This is a genomic window from Corynebacterium sp. LK2537, assembly GCF_040946485.1.
Taxonomy (GTDB): domain Bacteria; phylum Actinomycetota; class Actinomycetes; order Mycobacteriales; family Mycobacteriaceae; genus Corynebacterium.
Window position 1 is genome coordinate 10,913 of the sequence record NZ_JAYWLQ010000005.1, and the last position, 18,961, is coordinate 29,873.

Sequence of the window (18,961 nt, forward strand, 5' to 3'; positions counted from 1 at the left end):
AATGCCTCTTTCTTTCAACGAAGGTGGGTGGTGGGGTTTAGAAGGTAGGACGGTAGGAGTCCTTGGAGTAGGTGAACACCGAGTTGTCGAAGGCGTTGTACTCGTCGTAGCGAACCAGCTCGTAGAGGCGGGAGCGGTGCTGCATGCGCTCGAGCCACTCGGTCTGCAGGCCGGTGTCCGCCATGTCGCGGAGGAAGTCCTCGGTCGCGCCCATGGCCACGCGGAAGGTGGAGACCGGCCAGATGACGGCGTTGTAGCCCAGATCCTGCAGTTGCTGGGCGCTGAGCAGCTCGGTCTTGCCAAACTCCGTCATGTTCGCCAGCAGCGGGGTGTCCACCGCGGCGCGGAACTTCTCGAAGTCCGCGGGGCTGTAGAGCGCCTCCGTGAAGATCAGGTCGGCGCCGGCGTCGGCGTAAGCCTTGGCGCGCTCGATGGCCTCGTCGATGCCGTGGATGCCGGCGGCGTCCGTGCGGGCACAGATGACGAAGTTCTCGTCGCGGCGCTCGTTGACGGCGGCGGTAATGCGGCGCACCATCACGTCGGTTTCCACGACCTCCTTGCCGTCCAGGTGGCCGCAGCGCTTCGGGTTGACCTGGTCCTCCAGGTGGCAGCCGGCCAGGCCGGCGTCTTCCAGCGCGGCGATGGTGCGGGCGGCGGACATGGGCTCGCCGAAGCCGGTGTCGGCATCGACCAGCACCGGCAGGTCGGTCACGCGGGCTATCTGCCCGGCGCGCTGGGCCACCTCGGTCAGGGCGGTCAGGCCGATGTCCGGCAGGCCCAGGTCGTTGGCCAGCACGGCGCCGGAGATATAGACGCCGCCGAAGCCGCCGATGTCCTGGATGAGCCGCGCGGTCAGCGGGTTGAACGCGCCGGGCAGCGTGGTGATGTTCTCGTCCGCCAGGGCTTGGCGCAGCGCCTGGCGCTTCTCAGTATCGGTGACGGTGGAACCAAACAGGCCAGCCATTAGAAGAGTCCTTCCGGGGTGTTGGGGGCTTGGGCGAGGGCGGCATCGTTAAGCCGGACGTTGAGCTCGCTCAGATCGGTGAGTTCGCGCAGGTTCTGGGCGGCGGCCAGGAATCGGTCCTGCTCGGCCGGGTCGACCTGCCCTTCGGCGAGGGTGCGGAACTTGGCGATGTAGTTGTCGCGCTCGAACGGGCGCGCGCCCAGCGGGTGGGCATTAGCCACGGCCATCTCGTCCTCGACCACGGTGCCGTCGTTGAAGGTGATGACGGCCTTGGCGCCGAAGGCCTTCTCGTTCGGGTCGTGGGAGTGGTAGCGGCGGGTCCACTCGGGGTCTTCCACGGTGGAGATCTTGTGCCACAGCTCCACGGTGTCCGGGCGGGCGGCGCGCTCCGGCAAGTAGGAGTCCACGTGGTGCCAGCCGCCGTCCTGCAGGGCCACGGCGAAGATGTACATGATGGAGTGATCCAGGGTCTCGCGGGAGGCCTGCGGGTCCATCTTCTGCGGGTCGTTCGCGCCGGTGCCGATGACGTAGTGGGTGTGGTGCGAGGTGTGCAGGACGATGGACTCGATGTCAGCGGTGTCCAGGCCCTTGTCCGCCAGGGTCTGCTTCATGCGGATGGCCAGGTCGATGGGCGCCTGGGACTGGTATTCCGCGGAGTGCTCCTTGGTGTAGGTGTCCAGGATGGCGCGCTTGGCCTCGCCGGGGGCCGGCAGCGGCACAGTGTAGGTGCGCTCCGGGGAGTGCAGCATCCAGGCGATGAAGCCGTCCTCGCCCTCCCAGATGGGGGCCGGCGCGCCCTCGCCGCGCATGGTGCGGTCGACGGCCTCGATGGCCATCTTGCCGGCGAACGCCGGGGCGTAGGCCTTCCAGGAGGAAATCAGGCCCTTGCGGGACTGGCGGGTGGCGGTGGTGGTGTGCAGCGCCTGGCCCACGGCCTGGTAGATGGTCTCGGTGTCCAGCTCCAGCAGGGTGCCCAGGCCGGCGGCCACGGACGGGCCGAGGTGGGCGACGTGGTCGATCTTGTGCTCGTGGAGGCAGATGCCCTTGACCAGGTTGACCTGGATCTCGTAGCCGGTGGCCACCGCGCGGATGAGCTCCTTGCCGCCCAGGCCCTTATGCTGGGCGACAGCCAGCAGCGGCGGGATGTTGTCGCCGGGGTGGGAGTATTCCGCGGCCAGGAAGGTGTCGTGGAAGTCCAGCTCGCGCACGGCGGTGCCGTTGGCCAGGGCGGCCCACTCGGCGGAGTAGGTGCCGTCGATGCCGAAGACGCTGGCGCCGCCTTCGGTAACCGGGTGGCCCTCGGCCATGCTGCGCGCAGAGGTGACCGGGCGGCGGGTGACGGAGGCAACCGCCACGGCCGCGTTATCGATGATGCGGTTGATGATCATGTCCGCGACCTCGTCGTCGACGGCCACCGGGTCCGCGGCGACCTGCGCCACCTTGTAGGCCAGGTGCTCCTCCAGCGGGAAGTCCTCCGCGGACTTGTGGGTGCGTACTTGGTGCTCGATCATGGTCTGCCGTGCCTGCCTTTCTAGGCCCCCATTGTGAGGGCCGTAACACTTGTTTGCGTTTCACATCACACTAGGCGCTTGCCGCGGGCCCAGACCACAAGTAAAGTTTGCGGAATAGAGTGGAATATGACGGCAATTCCCGCAAAAGCTGTAAAAACCGCAGCACACGGGCTCCAGAGGAAGGTTAAAAACGATGAGCAAGCACTACGCAGGGGCAAGGATCCACGCGCTCCGCAAGTCCCGCGGCCTCACCCAGGTCGCCATGGCCAAGGAGCTGGACCTGTCCACCAGCTACCTCAACCAGCTGGAAAACGACCAGCGCCCGCTGACCGTGACGGTACTGATGCAGCTGACCCAGCGCTTCGGCGTGGACCCGACCTATTTCTCGCCGGTCAAGGACGTGCGCACCATCTCCGACCTGCGCGCCATCTTCCCCCAAGCGCCCGAGTCCACGCTCTCCGAAATCGCCGCCCGCTACCCCGAGCTCATGCCGGAGCTCGTCGACATCGCCCGGCGCGCGCCCGACTCCCGCCCTGCCGGCTCCTACGAGGTCGTGCGGGATTTCTTCTACGACACCAACAACTACATCCACGAGCTCGACGTGCTCGCCGAGGAGCTCTCCGGCCGGCTGGGTGACAGCCTCTTCCGCCTGACCCAGCTGTCCACGCTGCTCGACCGCGAGCTCGGCGTGCAGGTCCGCTTCCGCGCGGCCGGCCCGCACCTGCGCCGCCACTACGACCCTGAGACCCGGCAGCTGGATCTGCAGGACGGGCTGACCGATGCCCAGCTGTGCTTCCAGATGGCCCTCCAGTACTGCCTTCTGGCCTACCGCGACGTCCTGGACAACCTGGTCTCCGAGCTGGCCGATGCCGGCTCCCGCGACCTGGCCACCTACGGCCTGGCGCAGTACTTCGCCGCCGCCGTCACCATGCCGTACACCGCCTTCCTCGAGCAGGCCGAGGATTTCCGCTACGACGTCGAGCGCCTCGGCACCGCCTTCGGCACCAGCTTCGAGGCCACCGCTCAGCGGCTAGCCACCCTGCAGCGGCCCGGCGCCCAGGGCGTGCCGTTCTTTTTCATCCGCACCGACCGCGCGGGCAATATCTCCAAGCGCCAGTCCGCCACCAGCTTCCACTTCTCCCGCTCCGGCGGCTCCTGCCCGCTGTGGGTGGTCCACCGGGCCTTCGAGACCCCCAACCGCATCACCCGGCAGGTCGCCACCATGCCCGACGGGCACAGCTACCTGTGGATCGCCCGCCACATCCAGGGCCAGGTCCAGCCCTTCGGCACCCCGCGCAAGGAGTTCTCCGTCGGCCTGGGCTGCGACATCTCCCAGGCCCACCGGCTCATCTACTCCGACGCCCTCAACCTCAACCCGGCCGCCGCGACCCCCATCGGACCCGGGTGCACCACCTGCCCGCGCAGCGCCTGCCCCCAGCGCGCCTTCCCGCAATCCGGCGTCGAGGCGCACCACGACCTCAACGCCAGCCCCAACGGCCTGCGCTTCTAGCCGCGCCGCGGCCCTCGCCCCGGACAACACCGCTGCAGCGGTTGACGCCTGGGCGGGAGTTTGACAACCTTGGTGTTACTATCGCAGAAATAAACGAACCCAAAACGAAGAATGGACGCTCGCCGTGACGATTACGCCCCGCCTGCCGAAGACCGCCGCCATCACCCTGCTGGCCGTAGCCGGGCCGTCGCCCTGCTCGTTGCGGAGGCCGGGGCCGCCTTTCGCGTGACGGAATGGGTGACACTCGTCCTCGCCGGGGTATCGCTGGTGGCCATCCTGGCCCGCCCGCAGGCGCCGCGGATGCCGAAAATCGTGGGCGGCCTCGGCTCCGCGCTCATCATCGCGGGAGTGGGGTCCTTCATCGCGCTGACCGGCACCGCGTCCATCAACCTAGCGGGCCTGGCGGCCGTGGCCGTGGGCTTTATCGCACTACTGGCCTACCTCTTCCTGCCCCGGGCCTAGGCCGCGAGGGCGGCGGGAGCCCGGAGGAAGCGCAGCAAAAAAGGCAGCTGGTCTGACCAGCTGCCTTTAATTTATGCCGTCGGGGCCGCCGCGGGTGGCGTTTGAGTGGTGCCTACTCCAGATCGTCGTGGGCGACCAGGCGGCGGGCGGCCTCGGTGATGGTGCCGGACAGGGACGGGTAGACCGCGAAGGAATCCGCCAGCTGGTTCACGGTGAGCTGGTTGGTCACGGCGACCGCGATCGGCAGGATGAGCTCGGAGGCCGTCGGGGCGACGACCACACCGCCGATGACGCGGCCCGAGGTCTGGCGGCAGAACAGCTTAACGAAGCCGTGGCGCAGCGAGCGCATCTTGGCGCGCGGGTTAGTGCTCAGCGGCATGGTGATGGTGCGGGCGGCGACGTCGCCGTTTTCGATCTCGGCCTGGGTGAAGCCGACGGCCGCGATCTCCGGGCGGGTGAACACGGCGGTGGCGACGGTCTTCAGGCGCAGCGGGGACACGCCCTCGCCCAGGGCGTGGTACATGGCAATGCGGCCCTGCATGGCGGCCACGGAGGCCAGCGGGAACAGGTCGGAGCAGTCACCGGCGGCGTAGATGCCGGCCACGCTGGTGCGCGAGACACGGTCGACCTCGATGTGGCCGGACTTGGTGGTGGACACGCCGACGTTTTCCAGGCCCAGGCCCTCCGTCTTCGGGATGGAACCAATCGACATCAGGGCGTGGGAGCCGAAGATCTCGCGGCCGTCGGAGGTCTTGACGCACACGCCGCCGTCCTCGGTACGGGTGATGGTGTCCACGCGGGCGTGCTTTTCCAGCTCGACGCCGCGCTCAGACAGGACGGTCTCCAGCACGTCGGCCGCGTCGGCGTCGTCGTGCGGGAGGATGCGGTCGCGGGAGGCGACCATGGTGACCTTCACGCCCAGCTCCGCGAAGGCGGAGACGAACTCCGCGCCGGTGACGCCAGAGCCGACCACGACGAGGTGCTCGGGCAGGTCCTGCAGGTTGTAGACCTGCTGCCAGGTCAGGATGCGCTCGCCGTCCGGCTGGGCGCCCGGCAGGATGCGCGGGGTCGCGCCGGTGGCAATCAGCACCAGGTCCGCTTCCAGGACCTCTTCCTCGCCGCCGTCGTTGTGCACCGCGGTGACCTTGTGGCACGCGCTGGCGCTGGCAGTCTGGTCCTCGCCGAAGTAGCCGCGGCCGTTGATGACGCGCACGCCAGCGCGTTCCATGTCGTTTTGGATATCGCCCGACTGGTTGGCGGCCAGGGCCTGCACGCGCTCGTTGAGGGCCTGGAGCGCCAGCGGCATGTGCCCCAAGTGCTCGTTGAGCCCCATGGCCTCCGCACGCCGCAGGTCGGTCTTAATGTTGGCGCCCGCGATGAAGGACTTCGACGGCACGCAGTCCAGCAGGATGCCCGAGCCACCCATGCCTTGATCCTCAATCAGGGTGATGTCGGCGCCATACTTGGCACCGGCCAAAGCTGCTTCATAACCTGCGGGGCCGCCGCCGATGATGACAATTCGCTGCGACTGGTGAGACACGTAGAAAAGCTCCTTTAAAAAAATTCAGGCGATTAAGTCACGGGGAAATAGAGACACGACAAGTGTCGAGATGATACTTCCCGGCCTACTCTACCGCCCTAGCCTAGGTCTACGCCCTCCGAGTTCGCGAATTGCTCCACCACGGAGCCAAAGAGCTTGATGCCCACGCCGATGGCGCGCTCGTCCACCACGAGATCCCCCATGTGCAGATCGAACTGCTCGCCGTCGCCGGACCAGCAGCCCAGGCGCGCCATGGAGCCGGGGACGTGCTCGAGGTACCAGGAGAAATCCTCCCCGCCGGAGGACTGCGGGGCCTCCACCACGGCCTGCGGGTCGATGTGGCTGGCCGCGCTGGCCAGCAGGGCGGTGGCCACGTCGTCGTTAAGCACCGGCGGAACGCCGCGGTGATAGGACAGGACGTGCTCGACGCCGACGGGGGCTAGGATCTGCTCGATGAGCTCGGTGACCAGCCCCTGGATCTTGCGCCAGACCCCGATGTCGGCGGTGCGCACCGTGCCCGAGGCCGTGCCGGTCTCCGGGATGGCGTTTGGCGCGTAGCCGGAGTTGACTTGGCCGAAGACGGCGACCGTGCCGGTGCGCGGATCCACCCGGCGCGACAGCAGCGCCGGCAGCTCCGTTATCACCTTGCCCAGCGCGTAGACCACGTCCGCGGACAGGTGCGGGCGGGAGGTGTGCCCGCCCGGCCCGTTGATGGTCAGCTCGACGATGTCGGTGGCCGAGGTGATAGCGCCGGTGCGCACGCCGATGCGCCCGACGCGCAGCTTGGGTTCCACGTGCACCGCGAAGATGGAGTGCACGCCCTTGAGCGCGCCCCATTCGATGACGTCGGTGGCCCCACCCACCCAGACCTCCTCGGCGGGCTGGAAGATGACCCGCACGCCGACCGGCAGGCCGAAGGCCCGGTCGTAGTCGGCGATCGCGCAGGCCAGGCCCAGCACCACGGTGGTGTGCACGTCGTGGCCGCAGGCGTGCGCCACCCCGCGGACCTCCGAGGTAAATTCCAGGCCGGTGACCTCCGTGACCGGCAGGGCGTCGATGTCCGCGCGGAAGGCCACGCGCCCGCCCTCGGTCTCCGGGCCGATGTCGGCCATCAGGCCGGTCTCCGGAAAGCGGTGGGCGCTAACGCCGTACTCGGCCAGGCGGGCGGCGATATACCGGGTGGTCTCTACCTCCCGGTTTGCCGTCTCCGGGTGGCGGTGGATGTGGCGGCGCCAGCCGTGGATCTCCGCCCGGTGCTCCTCGAACCAGGCGCCGACGAACGCGCTGATTGACTGTGGGACCGCCGGGTCTCCCGTCTGGTCTGCCATTAATGGCCTCCTCACCGCGTTAGGCAACTGCTCGTTTAGTACTCGCCACAGTCTACAACTAGACCATGCTGTTCAGTTAGTCGCCCAGTATAACCGCCCCTCCCCCGCGCGCCAATAGCCCGCCCCCTTAGCTTGCCCGCGCGGCCGGGAAAGGCTGGCTAGTCGCCTCGCGGCGGCGCTGGCGCACGTACGCCGGCGAGAAGGCGGCGACATCGGAGACCTCGGCCACCAGCGAGCCCGCGAACTGCCGGGTGTACGGCAGCAGCACAGCCGGCGGGATCTCCAGGGCCAGGGCCAGCTTGTAGACCGTGGAGACCGTCGGATCCGCGGCGCGGGCGCGCTCCAGGTTGCCGATCTGGTTGCGGGAGACGCCGGAGATATCCGCCAGCGCCCGCTGGGACAGGCCGCGGCGCACCCGCGCGGTGCGCAGGTTGCTGGCAAATAATTCCCCGCAGGATTTCCAAAAGCTCAAGGCCGGACGCGCAGCCGTAGTCAAAACTTCCCCACCCCCGTGGAAGACGCTCGATGATGTGCGCCTTAAAGCCTAGCTTAGAAGTCGATATTGCGCGGGCCGTAGAGGCGGTCGCCGGCATCGCCCAGGCCGGGGACGATGTAGGCGTCCTCGTTCAGGCTCGGGTCGATGCACGCGGTGACCAGGCGCACCGGCAGGCCCGAGTTGGCCAGCGCGTCCACGCCCGGCTGCGCCGAGACCATGCAGATGGCGGTGATGTCGGTGGCACCGCGGTCGGCCAGCAGCCGCAGCGAGTGCAGCAGCGAGCCGCCGGTGGCCAGCATGGGATCGACTACGAAGACGGTGCGGCCGGACAGGTCCTCCGGCAGGGCCTCCAGGTATGGGACCGGCTCGTGGGTCTCCTCGTTGCGCGCCATGCCGATGAAGCCGACCTGGGCGTCGGGGATCATCGCCAGCGCGGGGTCGATCATCCCCAGGCCGGCGCGGATGATCGGCACGATGATCGGCGGGTCCTGCAGGCGGGTGCCTTCCGCCACGTCCACCGGGGTCTGGCAGTCGAAGTGCTCCACCGGCAGGTTCCGCGCGGCCTCGTAGACCAGCATGGTGCCCAGGTCCTTCAGCGCGGCGCGGAAGGCCGCGTTATCGCTGCGGGCGTCGCGCATCAGGGTCAGGCGGGACGCCGCGAGGGGGTGATCAACAACGTAGGTTTCCATGTCCCCCATCGTAGGGCATCGGCGGCATGCAGAAAGTGGCGGGAACCGTGTCGGCGCCCGCGCAGTCTAAGAAGGCATGAGCATTCTCGACGTTGACCCAGACCTGACCCGCCAACTAGCCACCGACGTATCCCGCAACGCCCAGGGCAGCCTGCCTGCCCCGCCCGCGGTACCCCGGGATGCGGCCACGCACGACTTCGGCGCCCACCTGGCCGCCGCTGTGACCAATATCAACCAGCGCACCGAGCGCCTGCGCGCGGACCTGGCGCATATTTCCCGGGCCGGCTACGCCCTGGCCGCGGCCGCGGCCGCCACCGACGAGCACACCGCCGGCCGCCTTGCCTCCCACGCGGGAGGTTCCTAATGCAGGTCATCACCCAGGCCCTCAAAACCATCTCCGAGATGCGCCCGGCCGACCTCCCCGCAGGCTTGGAGCTGCCTATAAACCCCGATGTTGCCGCGGTGGAGCCGCTCGCGCGCATCAGCCAGACCGACGCCACCCCGGTGCTGGCCGCCGCCAACGCCCTGGCCAGCGACCAAGAGTCCCTGCACCAGGCGCTCGCCCGCGGCCGGGACCTGGTCTTTGCCGCCGGCGGCGACATCGTGGGAATCGCCGTGGAGCTAGGCCGCCAGGCCCTGCCTATCGCGCTGGGCATGCTGACTATCAACCCGGCGGCCCGCGCCGCGGCGGCCGCCCAGCTGGCGGCCCTGGCCCAGCAGTTCGTCGCCCGGGCGGGCGCCCGCGTGGCCCAGCTGGTGGAGGAACTCGCCGCCGCCGCGCAGCCGCTGGCCGATATCGCCGCCTCCCACGTGGGCTCCGCCCTGCCCTCCGAAGAACGCGGCGTGCACGCGGTCGCCGCGCTCGAGGAGAAGGCCGCCTCCCCCGGCGCCGGCGGAGGCCGCGGGCCGGAGGCCCTGCCGGAGACCGCGCCGGAGCACGAGATCGAACCGGTCGCCCACCAGGAAGATACCGGCGGGGAGGACGAAGGCAGCGCCGCGGGCAAGGCGGCGGTTAAGGCCGCGCTGTCCCAGCAGGGCACACCCTATGTCTGGGGCGGGACGACCCCGAACGGCTTCGACTGCTCCGGCCTGACCCAGTGGGCCTACGCCCAGGCCGGGGTCGACCTGCCGCGCACGGCGGACCAGCAGGCTGTCGGCCGGCAGGTGGACGCCAGCGAGCTGCAGGAGGGCGACCTGGCGGTATGGGACGGGCACGTGGCTATGTACGCCGGCAACGGCCAGATGGTCGAGGCTGGCGATCCGGTCCAGGTCAACCCGGTGCGCACCTCCAATATCGGGATGCAATTCCTCGGATTCTGGCGGCCTACTGGCTAAAGCCCGGGCGGGTCGCCGAGCCGGGCGGGAGGTTTGGGTAGACTTAAACGCCATGAGCACCCGCGCGATCGTTCCCGTAAAGCTGAGTTTGCCCGCCGGTGATTACTTCACCCTGTGGGCCCCAAAATGGCGCCAAGACGGTGCCGAGTGGCAGGCCTTCTTAGGCAATGACGAATCCGTCCTGCTGTTCGGCTCCGCCGCCGAGCTGCTGTGCTACGTGGAATCCGACCACAAACACGATCTGCTCGATCACCCGGAGTGGCAGGCCTTCGCCGCCCGCGGCGAGGACCGCATCACCCCGGCCACCCGCGACGTCTACGACCTGGTGGACGTGCCCAACCGCCTGGCGGGCGCGCCCAGCCACGACAACGTCGGCACCGTGGCCCGCAACTTCGAGCTGACCCAGTCCCTGGCGGAAGTCTCCGGCGCGGAGCACTCCGTGATCTTCTTCGCCAGCCACTCCCTGCTGCGCAACGTCGCCCGCGGCGCCGACCACTACGCCGGCCCGCAGGGCATGAGCGAGTGGACCGGCGTCGGCAGCGTGGTCGCCGGCAACTGGGCCGAGGTCCTAGACGACCTGGAGGCCCACACCCAGGTGGTGGACAGCTCCGAGTTCGACTCCGCGCAGGTCGAGGACGCCGACAAGCGCATCACCGCGGCCGCCGCGGCCACCCGCCAGGCCCGCGAGGACGCCGCCGCGGCCCGCAAGGCCGAGGAAGAGGCCGCCGACCCTTATGACAAGTCCATCTGGGCGGCCGCCGGCATCGACCCGGTGAAAATCACCATCGACCAGAAGTCCGTGTACACGCTGCGCACCTACCTGGGCTCCTCCCCGGTCTTTTTGGGCAAGTGGGGCGAGATCTTCACCTTCCCCACCGGCAAGCACCTGGCCCGCTGGGTCATCGAGAACGACGACCACGACCTGGCCCGCGTGTCCACCTGGGAGGACATCGTCAACGCCGGCAACGCCGGCGAGCTCGAGGTCACCGTCCACCCGGACAACCAGTACACCTTCAACGGGATCGCCCGGGACATCGAGAAGGGCCCGGAGCACGTCGACTCGCAGCAGATGAACCGCTGCTACGAGATCTGCGCCGACGCCGCCGACTGGGCCGGCGACGACTCGGTGAACTCCTTCTTCCTGTCGCACCCGCGCTTCCAGGACTACCTGGGCTACATGCTGGGCTCGACCGAACAGGCCGGCTACGTGCCGTCCAAGCCGTTCAACGACCACGCCGAGGCGTGGAAGGAGCTCGAGGAAATGCTGGTCAAGCGCTTCTCCAAGTTCTAGGCCAAGATTAGGCCCCGCCGCCGGCGGAGAAAGCCTGCCGGCACAGCGAAAGCCAGCACCGAGTAATCTTCTTCGGTGCTGGCTTTTTGCTTTTCTTTTAGCGCAGCGCGGCCAGGACGCGCTGGGCCAGCGGCTCCGAGGAGACCGGGTTCTGGCCGGTAAACAGGTGGCGGTCCTTGACCACGTTGGGCTGGAGGGGATCCGCGGCGCGGTAGTCCGCGCCCAGCTCCCGCAGGCGCTGCTCCAGGCTCCACTTCGCCTTCGCCAAGGTCTCCTCGCCCTCCTCGACGTCGCTGAAGGCGGTCATCTCGTAGCCGGCGAACGGCCACTGACCGTTCTCATCGGCCGGCACGGCCAGCAGCGCCGCCGGCGCGTGGCACAGCAGCGCCAGGGGACGGCCGGCCGCGTGGCGGCGGGCCAGCAGGGCCGCCGAGGTGGCATCCTCAGCCAAGTCCTCCATCGGGCCGTGGCCGCCCGGGTAGAAGACGACGTCGTAGTCGGCCTCGTCGACCTCGGCCAGGCCCAGCGGCTGAGACAGCTCGTAGTGGATGGCCGCGAGGTAGTCCTCCTGGGACTCACGCTGCATCTCGTTCAAGCTCTCCAGGCTGGCCTCGTCCACGACGGGCTCCTCCCCGCCCGGGGTGGCAAAGGCGATCTCCCAGCCCGCGTTCGCAAAAGTGCGGTGCGGGGCGACGAGCTCCTCGGCCCAGAAGCCGGTCTCACGCGTGCTGCCGTCGGCCAGCGTCCATTCCTCGGCCGCGGAGATAACAAAGAGTACTTTCGACATGGTTTATACCTCTTCTCCTGGGGTTTCGGCAGCACCGTGGGTGTCTTCGGCACCGTCGCTATCGTGGTGGTCCTCGGCGAATTCGGCGTCGGAGAGCTCCTCGTAGGCCGGCAGGAAGACCGTCTCCAGCAGGTGCTGGCGGTCCTCCTGGTTGGCAAAAGAGTGCTCTATCGCGTTGACCGACAGATCGAAGAATTCCTCCAGCCCGTAGCCGAAGGTCTCCGCCAGGGCGCTGAGCTGCTCGGTCATGGTGCCGGTTCCGAACGCCCCGGAGCTGACCGCGCAGTTAAAGCCCAGCTGCTGCAGCAGCTGCAGCGGGTGGTCGACTAGCTCCTCGATCTCGCCGCGGGCGACCTCGAAGCGGGGTGCCGCATCCAGCAGGATGTGGCGGTCGCGCAGCCAGGCCGAGACCCGGCCCGGTTCGATGCCCTCCAGCGTCGCGCTGAAGTCATCGATGATGCCGGCGGTCAGCGTCAGCCGCGTCGCGCCCGCCTGCAGCGCCTGGCCGATGTCCTCGGCATCCCCGGCGGCCGTCAGCCGCACCGCGAAAGGCACGTAGGCCTCGCGCAGGGGTTGCAACGCCGCGGCGAAGCCGGCAAGCGGCGCCACGGCCTGGCCGTCCTGGCCGTTATCCGCGGCGAGCTCGAAGCCGACGACCTTGCCGCTGTGCTGGGCCACGGTGAGCTCGGCCAGCTGGGTCACGGCGGCGTCCTGCGCGCCGCGCTCGGCGGTGACGATGATCCGGGCGTCAATGCCCTCGACGTCCAGCCCGGCCACGGCCGCGGCCAGCGCCTCTTCCGCCGCCAGCTGGGTGCGGGCCGGGTTAAAGCGCAGCTCCGCGTAGACCACGTGGTCGTTCACCAGGTGCTGCAGGTGCGCAGAGACCGCCGCGGTGAGCTCCGCCGGGCTGCCGGCCTGCGCGACCGTGGCGCCGAGCTCCTCGAAGAGCGTGATCTTCGGCAGCTGGGCGAAAACGTCCGCGTCCGCGTCTTTATTTTCCGGACTAATTAATGGTGCGTCATGCATACCGGCCATAGTAGGTGTGCCTTTAAGATATGTCATGCCATGAAAAGAATTATCACTGCAGCTCTAGCCGCAGCCCTCGTCGCGCCCGCACCCGTCGTGGCGGCCCACTCCCCCGCCGGAGTCGCCGCCCAGGCCCAGGCCCAGGAGGCCGGGCCGGGCGATCCGGCCGCCGAGGTGCCCGAGGGTTTTGAGGACCCCGCCGCCCACCTGACCGACGCCGAGGCCGCCGAGGGCCTGCAGGACGACGGTACCGGCGACGAGCCGAGCAGCTCCATCCGCACCACCGCGCCGGATACCAACGACTGCCCGCACTCGCTCGTGCCGGCCGAGCCGAGCACCACCTCCGAGAACCTCGCGCCCGGCCAGGAATCCCCCGCCCCGCTGCCGCCGGTGGAAGGCGCGGCCTGCGGGGTCACCGCGCCGGAGGGCTTCGATCTCAACCCCGAGGTCGTCGCCAGCGCCTGGATGGTCAGCGACATCGACACCGGCGAAATCATCGCCCAGAAGGATCCGGACGGGCGCTACCGCCCGGCCTCCATTATCAAGGCCCTGCTGGCCCTAGTCGCCATCGACGAGCTGGATCTCAACAAAGAGGTCGTCGCCAACGAGGAGACCGCCGGCATCACCGGCTCCTCCGTCGGGATCGGCGCCGGCGGGCGCTACACCATCGAACAGCTCCTCCAGGGCCTGCTCATGGCCTCGGGCAACGACGCCGCCCACGCGCTGGCCCAGGAGCTCGGCGGGGACGAGAAGACCTTGGAAAAGGTCAACGACCTGGCCCACGAGCTGGGCACCACCTCGACTTTTGCCGCCTCCTACTCCGGCCTGGACGCGCCCGGCATGTCGACTTCTGCCCGGGACATCTCCCGCATCTACCGGGCGGCCTACGCTAACCCGACCTTCGCGCGGATAGTCAACACCGAGTCCGTGGATTTTCCCGGCTACGAAGACCACCCCGGCTACGAGCTGGGCAACGACAACGGGCTGTTCATGCACGATCCGGACGGAATCGGCGGCAAGACGGGTTATACGGACGACGCCCACCACACCTTCGTCGGCGCCCTCGACCGCGACGGCCGCCGCCTGCAGGCCGTCCTCCTGGACACCACCATCGAGCACGGCCTCCGCGCCTGGGAGCAGGCCCAGATGCTCCTCCACGCCGCCTACGAGGTCCCGGCCGGGTCCGGCATCGGCAGCCTGGATGAAAAGGATGCGGACAAGAAGGAAAAAGATAGCGCCGCCCAGGACGCTACCCCCACTCCCGCCCCGCCGGCGGATTCCGACCCCCACCAGCGCGCCAGCTGGATCGAGAAATCAGACAGCTGGCTGGGCATCGCCGCGGTGGCGGCGGTGGCCGTTATCGTTATTGCTGCCGCGGCTTTTTCGTTACTTCGGCGTCGGCCCAGCGGTCGTGGGAACCACGCAGCTCGTTAGACGGGCTGATAGAAGCCAGCACGAACAGGGAACCACCCAGGGAGACCAGCGAGCCCAGGCCGGGGATGATCTGCACGACGCGGAACCACTGCCGCTTGGCGGACTCTCCCAGGGTCAGGTTGCGGCCGGTCTCCACGTTGGCGACCTTGTAGCCCATCATGCGCTTGACCGGGGTGCCGCCCATGTAGGCCTCAAAGCCTAAGAAATAGGCGATGAAGAGCAGGGTGAAGACCACAACTCCCAGCGTGTCGTTCATCGCGTCGGAGAGCACCCCACCGCCCGCGGCCAGCAGGCCGCCGACCAGGCCGGAGGCGACGGTGGCCAGAAAACCGTCGAGCAGGGCCATGCCGAAGCGCCCGCCGGCGCTCGGGCGGGCGGCGATGCGCTCGACCTCCGGGTTGGCCGCCACCGCGTCCGAGTAGCGCTGGGCCGCCGGCAGGTTCGCGTTGTGGACCGCCGGAACGTTCGCGTTGTTAGTCGCCACCTGGTGCGGGTTGAAGGGCTGCGCGTACGGGGACGCCGGCGGGGCGTACTGCGTCTGCGGCTGCCCGTACGGCGAGGCCTGCGGGGGCTCCGGTTTCCGCTGCGGCTGCGGCTGTTGCGGCGGCTGCTGCTTGTCGGCCTGGGTGACCGGCCGGGCAAGGTTCGGATCCGGCCAGCGGTCGAAGTTGGCCAGGTGCTCCAGGTCGGACCAGTCGACGCTGCGGCCGGCGGAGATGGCGGCATCGTAGAGCTCGCGGCGCTGCGGGTTGGACAGCACGGCGAAGACCAGCTGGGCCTCGCGGCGCTGCGGCGACTGTTCGGATTCGCCCAGGCTCTGTAGGCGCGCGTCCCGGCCGGCCATGATGATCCCCAGGGATTGGCAGCTATCGCTGGTATCAAGGTGGTGCGCCTGGTAGAGATTGTGCGCAATGGCCATCCGGGAAAACCTCGCTTAAATTACCTCGTCGAAAATTATTTCTTGCGGTTGAGGAGTGCCAGTATACCCGCGGCGGCAGCGCCCATAGCCGCGCCGGCGCCCAGGGTAACACCGGTGTTCGGGCCCTCGTGGATCTCGTTGCGCACGCGGATGACGGCCGGCTCCGGCGCCGGCAGCGGGGTCTGGGCCAGCGACTCGTCGGTGGTCGCGGTCCAGGCAGACACGTAGAGCACCACGCGCCAGATCAGGTACATCACAATCATCAGCACGATGACCGGGCCGAAGACCGCGCCGGCCGGGGAGCCGGTGGCCGAGGACATAATGACGGTGGACAGCTGCTTGATGACCTCGAAGGCAATAGCACCCAGCAGCGCGCCCTGCAGGCCCGACTTGGTCGGGACCTTGGTGCGCGGCAGGATGACCACCAGCCACCAGATGACCAGGAAGTTGGCGATGAGGCCGACCACCAGGCCGGCGGCGAAGAGGACGAAGTTCATGCCGGGGAAGGACTCGATGCCCACCCACTCGAAGACCTTCTGGGTAAGCCCCGAGGTACCGGCGGCGGTCACGCCGAAGGCCACGGCGAAGGCCAGCAGCAGGCCGATGAGGCCGATCAGGTCGTTGAGCTTTTTGACCACGAAGTTGCCGCCCTCCGTGGCGTCGATGCGCCACATGGCGGAAATGCCCACGCGGAGGTTGTTCATCCAGCCCAGGCCGGACCACAGGGCGGTAATACCACCGATGCCGAACATGGCGCCGCGCTGGTCAACGGCTGTCTGCAGGACCTCATTGAGGGTATCCCCCAAGTCGCCGTCCACGGCGTTGGTGATTTGGTCCTGGACCTGCTGGAACAGGTCCGGGCGGTTGGCCAGCACGGCGGCGACGGCGGCCATGGCCAGCATGAGGATCGGGAACATCGCCAGCACCGAGTAGTAGGTAATGCCGGCGGCAAACTGGTTGCCGCCCTCGGCGGAATAGCGCTCCTGCATGCGCATGGCGCGCTCGACAATCCGGGACTTGTCTCGCAGCTTGTCTACGGCGCCGGGTTCATCCTGGCGGGTGCGCTCGATGCCGTACTGGTCGGTGTTCTCGCGGCGCGAGGTGGTCTTGGCTGCCACGACGGGCTCTCCTCTTAGGTTCGGGGGACGGGCTTGATTGCGGGCTAAGTTATTTTCTGCGGCTGTCTTGACAGCTTAACCGGAATTGCTTATCGGCGCGCAGGCAGGAAACCTACCTTGGCGTAGACGTCGTCTACCAGCGGCTGGGCCACCTCGGCGGCGCGCTCGGCGCCGCGGGCCAGGATCCGCTCGATCTCGGCCGGATCCGCCATCAGCTCGTCGAAGCGCGCCTTCAGCGGGGTGGTGAAGGCCTCCAGGGCGTCGGCGGTATCCACCTTCAGATGGCCGTAGCCCTTGCCGGCGTAAGACTCCACCAGCTCGTCGATGGCCTTGCCGGTCAGCGCGGACTGAATGACCAAAAGGTTGGACACGCCCGGCTGGGTCTCGCGGTCGAAGGCCACCACGCCCAGGTCGTCCGTCACGGCCGACTTGATGCGCTTGGCCGAGGTCTTCGGCGGATCCAGCAGGTTGATAATCCCCTTCGGGTTGTCGCCCGACTTGGACATCTTCGCCGTCGGCTCCTGCAGGTCGTAAATCTTGGCGGAGCCCTCCGGGATGAAGGCCTCCGGGATGCGGAAGGTCTCGCCGTACTTGCCGTTGAAACGCTCCGCCAGGTTGCGGGTCAGCTCCAGGTGCTGGCGCTGGTCCTCGCCCACCGGCACGTAGTGCGGCGAGTAGAGCAGGATGTCCGCGGCCATAAGCACCGGGTAGGTAAACAGGCCCACGGAGGTCCGTTCCGAGCCCTGCTTGGCGGACTTGTCCTTGAACTGGGTCATGCGGGAGGCCTCGCCGAAGCCGGTCAGGCACTGCAGGACCCAGGTCAGCTCCGCGTGGGCGGGCACGTGCGACTGCACGAAGAGGGTGGACTTGTCCGGGTCAATACCCAGCGCGATAAGCTGCGCGGCCCCGGCCAGGGTGCGCTGGCGCAGCTCCTCCGGGTTCTGCTCGACGGTAATGGCGTGCAGGTCCGGGATGAAGTAGAACGCCTCGTGGTTGTTCTGCAGCTCGATCCACTGCTTCAACGCTCCCAAGTAATTGCCCAGGTGGTAGGAATCCGCCGTGGGTTGGATGCCGGATAGTACTCGGGTGGTCGCGGCCTCGGCCGCGTTCGCGTTCTGATCAGTCATGCTCCCAGTGTAATCCCTGTTACCCTGGCCCGAGTCACAACGCCCCCTTCCGCGTGCGGCGCCGCCGGCGGGGTGGCAGCCTATAGGGCGCGGCCAGCAGGCATGAAAAAACCGCCGAGCAACGCGGTGCCGGGCGGTTGGTGATTGCTGGGAAAGCTTAGAGCTTGCGGCTGGTGGGGCTCTTGACGTCCATCAGGACGGCCCAGCCGGCCACCATGAACGCGCCACCGATACCCATCGTGATGGTCGGGAGCAGGAAGGCAAAGGACGGGCCCATTGCGGTCCACCACCAGATACCGAGTGCCAGCAAGACAGCACCGAGCACGAAGTAAATGATTGCGCGCGCCATAGTTTCTATTAACTCCAAGTTTTCCGGGAAATATTGTGCGTGCCATAGTTTAGCACCCGGGCACACAGATTGCCTTAATCGTTCTGCTCCCACTGCCCCTCATCCGGGCGGCTGCGCCGCGGCAGCCCACCCTTCGGCAGGCGCGGCCACTTGGGCTTGGGCTTTTTGGGCGCGGCGTTCTTGCCCGGCGCGGCCTGGCGCTTCGGGTCCGGCTTGGCGTGCCGGGTGGGCTGAGCGGCCTTGCGGGGGCGCTGGATGACCCACTGCTGCTGCGGATCGCGGTCGCGGCTGCCGCGGGCGTGCTTGCCGGTCTGGCGGTTGACCGAGGTGTAGGCGGAGGCGTCGAAGCGCAGGCTCCGGCCGCTGGCCAGGCTGCCGGCGCGGCGCTTCATCGAGCGCGCCCCGTCGCGCACCAGGCGGGCGGACAGGCGCAGACGCGGGTCGATGGGCTGCTCGGCGCCCTTGTACTCGAAAACCGGCAGGCCGCGCTTGGAGTAGATGGCCCACAGGCGGGCGCAGAAGCCGAAGATGACGGTGGCGATCGCGGTGATCTCCACGCTCAGGCCGGCCTTAAGCAGCAGCATGTAGACCGCGGTGGCGGCCAGGGAGATGGAGGCGTAGAACTCACCGGAAAAGACCAGCGGCACGCGGTCGGAGAGCAAGTCGCGCAGGATGCCGCCGAAAACACCGGAGATGATAGCGGCGACGGAGGCGATGACAAACCCGTGGCCTAGGTTGAGCGCCGCCTGCGTACCCAGCACCGAAAAGACCGCCAGGCCGAGCGCGTCCAGGATCAAAAACAGGTGCCGGAAGTAGTGCATCAAAAACGACATCCACACCGTGATGAGGGCCGCCACCAGCACGAAGACGAGGTATTTGGGCTGGCCCACCCAGGTCAGCGGGTAGTCGTCGAGCACCATATCGCGCACGGTGCCCCCGCCCAGGGCCGTAATCGCGGCCAGCAGGGTCACGCCGAAGAGGTCGAGTTTTTGCCGCCCGGCGGACAGCGCGGCTGTCATCGCCTCGGCGGTGATTCCGATGATGTAGAGGACGCTAAACAGTGGGGTCAATCTAT

At 68.1% G+C, this 18,961-nt stretch carries 19 protein-coding genes; 6 read left to right on the top strand and 13 right to left on the bottom strand.

All coding sequences use genetic code 11. The features are described 5' to 3' along the window. Nucleotides 1-37 precede the first annotated feature (37 nt). Nucleotides 38-964: a methylisocitrate lyase gene (gene prpB / locus VVS03_RS07590; protein ID WP_368534319.1), complete on the bottom strand. Its 927-nt coding sequence runs from the start codon at nt 962-964 to the stop codon at nt 38-40. Then, entirely contained in the window at nt 964-2,475 is a 1,512-nt protein-coding gene (prpD, locus tag VVS03_RS07595) for a 2-methylcitrate dehydratase PrpD (RefSeq protein WP_368534318.1), read from the bottom strand. The genes prpB and prpD overlap by 1 nt, the downstream gene beginning before the upstream one ends. Nucleotides 2,476-2,668: 193 nt before the next feature. Here prpD and VVS03_RS07600 point away from each other — a divergent pair, with 193 nt between their 5' ends. Both VVS03_RS07600 and VVS03_RS07605 read left to right on the top strand, forming a co-directional pair. Next, nucleotides 2,669-3,985, top strand: coding sequence for a short-chain fatty acyl-CoA regulator family protein (locus VVS03_RS07600; protein ID WP_368534651.1), 1,317 nt, complete (start codon nt 2,669-2,671; stop codon nt 3,983-3,985). A gap of 111 nt (nt 3,986-4,096) precedes the next feature. Continuing rightward, nucleotides 4,097-4,447, top strand: coding sequence for a hypothetical protein (locus VVS03_RS07605; protein ID WP_368534652.1), 351 nt, complete (start codon nt 4,097-4,099; stop codon nt 4,445-4,447). Nucleotides 4,448-4,559: 112 nt separating this feature from the next. On the opposite strand, the gene VVS03_RS07610 is transcribed toward VVS03_RS07605, so the two are convergent. From VVS03_RS07610 to upp, 4 genes are all read right to left on the bottom strand, one after another. Next, nucleotides 4,560-5,987, bottom strand: coding sequence for an NAD(P)H-quinone dehydrogenase (locus VVS03_RS07610; RefSeq protein ID WP_368520087.1), 1,428 nt, complete (start codon nt 5,985-5,987; stop codon nt 4,560-4,562). Nucleotides 5,988-6,085: 98 nt separating this feature from the next. Continuing rightward, nucleotides 6,086-7,315, bottom strand: coding sequence for an amidohydrolase (locus VVS03_RS07615; RefSeq protein WP_368534653.1), 1,230 nt, complete (start codon nt 7,313-7,315; stop codon nt 6,086-6,088). Between the two features lie 127 nt (nt 7,316-7,442). Continuing rightward, entirely contained in the window at nt 7,443-7,787 is a 345-nt protein-coding gene (locus VVS03_RS07620) for a helix-turn-helix transcriptional regulator (RefSeq protein WP_368521694.1), read from the bottom strand. 77 nt (nt 7,788-7,864) lie between these two features. After that, nucleotides 7,865-8,500, bottom strand: a complete 636-nt coding sequence (gene upp, locus VVS03_RS07625; protein WP_368534317.1) for a uracil phosphoribosyltransferase — start codon at nt 8,498-8,500, stop codon at nt 7,865-7,867. 76 nt (nt 8,501-8,576) lie between these two features. Here upp and VVS03_RS07630 point away from each other — a divergent pair, with 76 nt between their 5' ends. Genes VVS03_RS07630 through VVS03_RS07640 form a run of 3 tightly spaced genes read left to right on the top strand, consistent with a single transcriptional unit; the run spans nt 8,577 to nt 11,126 of the window. Beyond that, a complete protein-coding gene (locus tag VVS03_RS07630) occupies nt 8,577-8,864 on the top strand; it encodes a transducer protein Htr23 (RefSeq protein ID WP_368520083.1) in 288 nt (95 codons plus the stop codon). Next, nucleotides 8,864-9,835 (top strand): C40 family peptidase, encoded by a 972-nt coding sequence (locus tag VVS03_RS07635; protein ID WP_368534316.1) that lies wholly within the window; start codon nt 8,864-8,866, stop codon nt 9,833-9,835. The genes VVS03_RS07630 and VVS03_RS07635 overlap by 1 nt, the downstream gene beginning before the upstream one ends. Before the next feature lie 52 nt (nt 9,836-9,887). After that, on the top strand, nt 9,888-11,126 hold the full coding sequence (locus tag VVS03_RS07640) for a hypothetical protein (RefSeq protein ID WP_368520081.1): 1,239 nt from the start codon (nt 9,888-9,890) through the stop codon (nt 11,124-11,126). A 97-nt stretch (nt 11,127-11,223) separates the two neighbouring features. Here the strand turns inward: VVS03_RS07640 and VVS03_RS07645 are convergent, their stop codons facing one another. Both VVS03_RS07645 and VVS03_RS07650 read right to left on the bottom strand, forming a co-directional pair. Beyond that, on the bottom strand, nt 11,224-11,913 hold the full coding sequence (locus tag VVS03_RS07645; protein ID WP_368534654.1) for a type 1 glutamine amidotransferase domain-containing protein: 690 nt from the start codon (nt 11,911-11,913) through the stop codon (nt 11,224-11,226). Between the two features lie 3 nt (nt 11,914-11,916). After that, entirely contained in the window at nt 11,917-12,939 is a 1,023-nt protein-coding gene (locus tag VVS03_RS07650; RefSeq protein WP_368534314.1) for an adenosine deaminase, read from the bottom strand. Nucleotides 12,940-12,978: 39 nt separating this feature from the next. On the opposite strand from VVS03_RS07650, the gene VVS03_RS07655 reads away from it, so the two are divergent. Further along, the gene (locus tag VVS03_RS07655; RefSeq protein ID WP_368534655.1) at nt 12,979-14,373 is read left to right on the top strand and encodes a D-alanyl-D-alanine carboxypeptidase family protein; all 1,395 of its coding nucleotides are present in this window, start codon (nt 12,979-12,981) and stop codon (nt 14,371-14,373) included. Here VVS03_RS07655 and VVS03_RS07660 read toward each other — a convergent pair. The 5 genes from VVS03_RS07660 to VVS03_RS07680 all read right to left on the bottom strand — a co-directional run bounded on the left by VVS03_RS07660 (nt 14,303) and on the right by VVS03_RS07680 (nt 18,956). Continuing rightward, nucleotides 14,303-15,292, bottom strand: coding sequence for an RDD family protein (locus tag VVS03_RS07660; RefSeq protein WP_368534312.1), 990 nt, complete (start codon nt 15,290-15,292; stop codon nt 14,303-14,305). The two genes, VVS03_RS07655 and VVS03_RS07660, sit on opposite strands and share 71 nt — an antisense overlap. Nucleotides 15,293-15,327: 35 nt before the next feature. Continuing rightward, nucleotides 15,328-16,410, bottom strand: coding sequence for a YhjD/YihY/BrkB family envelope integrity protein (locus VVS03_RS07665; RefSeq protein WP_368520076.1), 1,083 nt, complete (start codon nt 16,408-16,410; stop codon nt 15,328-15,330). Between the two features lie 89 nt (nt 16,411-16,499). Then, complete coding sequence (trpS, locus tag VVS03_RS07670) at nt 16,500-17,537, bottom strand: tryptophan--tRNA ligase (RefSeq protein WP_368534311.1); 1,038 nt, start codon at nt 17,535-17,537, stop codon at nt 16,500-16,502. A 157-nt stretch (nt 17,538-17,694) separates the two neighbouring features. After that, entirely contained in the window at nt 17,695-17,886 is a 192-nt protein-coding gene (locus VVS03_RS07675; protein WP_368534310.1) for a hypothetical protein, read from the bottom strand. Nucleotides 17,887-17,960: 74 nt separating this feature from the next. After that, nucleotides 17,961-18,956 (bottom strand): trimeric intracellular cation channel family protein, encoded by a 996-nt coding sequence (locus VVS03_RS07680; RefSeq protein WP_368534309.1) that lies wholly within the window; start codon nt 18,954-18,956, stop codon nt 17,961-17,963. Between the last annotated feature and the right edge of the window lie 5 nt (nt 18,957-18,961).

What these genes read in the sequence shown, in the direction of transcription:
- VVS03_RS07630 (WP_368520083.1), top strand. Translation starts at nt 8,577, where the DNA reads ATGAGCATTCTCGACGTTGACCCAGACCTGACCCGCCAACTAGCCACC.
- VVS03_RS07640 (WP_368520081.1), top strand. Translation starts at nt 9,888, where the DNA reads ATGAGCACCCGCGCGATCGTTCCCGTAAAGCTGAGTTTGCCCGCCGGT.
- VVS03_RS07655 (WP_368534655.1), top strand. Translation starts at nt 12,979, where the DNA reads ATGAAAAGAATTATCACTGCAGCTCTAGCCGCAGCCCTCGTCGCGCCC.
- VVS03_RS07615 (WP_368534653.1), bottom strand. Translation starts at nt 7,315, where the DNA reads ATGGCAGACCAGACGGGAGACCCGGCGGTCCCACAGTCAATCAGCGCG.
- VVS03_RS07660 (WP_368534312.1), bottom strand. Translation starts at nt 15,292, where the DNA reads ATGGCCATTGCGCACAATCTCTACCAGGCGCACCACCTTGATACCAGC.
- VVS03_RS07675 (WP_368534310.1), bottom strand. Translation starts at nt 17,886, where the DNA reads ATGGCGCGCGCAATCATTTACTTCGTGCTCGGTGCTGTCTTGCTGGCA.
- upp (WP_368534317.1), bottom strand. Translation starts at nt 8,500, where the DNA reads ATGGAAACCTACGTTGTTGATCACCCCCTCGCGGCGTCCCGCCTGACC.
- VVS03_RS07605 (WP_368534652.1), top strand. Translation starts at nt 4,097, where the DNA reads ATGGACGCTCGCCGTGACGATTACGCCCCGCCTGCCGAAGACCGCCGC.
- VVS03_RS07635 (WP_368534316.1), top strand. Translation starts at nt 8,864, where the DNA reads ATGCAGGTCATCACCCAGGCCCTCAAAACCATCTCCGAGATGCGCCCG.
- trpS (WP_368534311.1), bottom strand. Translation starts at nt 17,537, where the DNA reads ATGACTGATCAGAACGCGAACGCGGCCGAGGCCGCGACCACCCGAGTA.
- VVS03_RS07650 (WP_368534314.1), bottom strand. Translation starts at nt 12,939, where the DNA reads ATGCATGACGCACCATTAATTAGTCCGGAAAATAAAGACGCGGACGCG.
- VVS03_RS07645 (WP_368534654.1), bottom strand. Translation starts at nt 11,913, where the DNA reads ATGTCGAAAGTACTCTTTGTTATCTCCGCGGCCGAGGAATGGACGCTG.
- prpD (WP_368534318.1), bottom strand. Translation starts at nt 2,475, where the DNA reads ATGATCGAGCACCAAGTACGCACCCACAAGTCCGCGGAGGACTTCCCG.
- prpB (WP_368534319.1), bottom strand. Translation starts at nt 964, where the DNA reads ATGGCTGGCCTGTTTGGTTCCACCGTCACCGATACTGAGAAGCGCCAG.
- VVS03_RS07600 (WP_368534651.1), top strand. Translation starts at nt 2,669, where the DNA reads ATGAGCAAGCACTACGCAGGGGCAAGGATCCACGCGCTCCGCAAGTCC.